Source organism: Arthrobacter sp. TB 26, from assembly GCF_000427315.1.
In the GTDB taxonomy this organism is placed as follows: domain Bacteria; phylum Actinomycetota; class Actinomycetes; order Actinomycetales; family Micrococcaceae; genus Arthrobacter.
The window spans coordinates 1-511 of record NZ_AUPJ01000500.1; the positions used below are offsets into that span (position 1 = coordinate 1).

Sequence of the window (511 nt, forward strand, 5' to 3'; positions counted from 1 at the left end):
GTCGAAGCGCCGGAGCCCGGCGCGCAGCAGCTGCAGTCCCAGACCGGCGCCTAGGCACGGACTGTGCCTGAACTGCCCGAGGTCGAAGTTGTCCGCCGCGGCCTGGTGAGCTGGGTGCGGGGCCGGACCATCACCGCTGTTGAGGTGGTGGATCCGCGCTCCGTCCGCCGGCACGCACTCGGCCCGGAGGACTTCGCCGGCAACCTTGAAGGTGCCCGCGTCCTGGACGTGGTCCGGCGCGGAAAGTTCCTCTGGCTGCCGCTGGCTGATACGCCCCCGGGGGATCCCGCTGCAGCGGACGTGCCCGCCGTGGCACTCATGGCGCACCTGGGCATGTCCGGGCAACTGCTGATGCAGGACTCCGCTGTCCCGGACGAGAAGCACTTGAAAGTGCGGCTGCTGCTCAGCCCCGCTGACGGCATGCCGGAACAGCTCCGGTTCGTGGACCAGCGGATCTTCGGCGGGCTCTTCCTCACCTCGCTGGTCCCCACGCCCGACGGCGGCCCCGGCG

At 71.0% G+C, this 511-nt stretch carries 1 protein-coding gene (cut by a window edge); it reads left to right on the forward strand.

Annotation, left to right across the window (positions count from 1 at the left end):
* Positions 1–63: 63 nt before the first annotated feature.
* A protein-coding gene (mutM, locus tag K789_RS0119720; protein WP_024368256.1) for a bifunctional DNA-formamidopyrimidine glycosylase/DNA-(apurinic or apyrimidinic site) lyase crosses the window boundary here: on the forward strand, positions 64–511 show its 5' end (the start). The gene runs 515 nt beyond the window's last position; only the first 448 of its 963 coding nucleotides appear in the window; its start codon is at positions 64–66; the stop codon falls past the right edge of the window.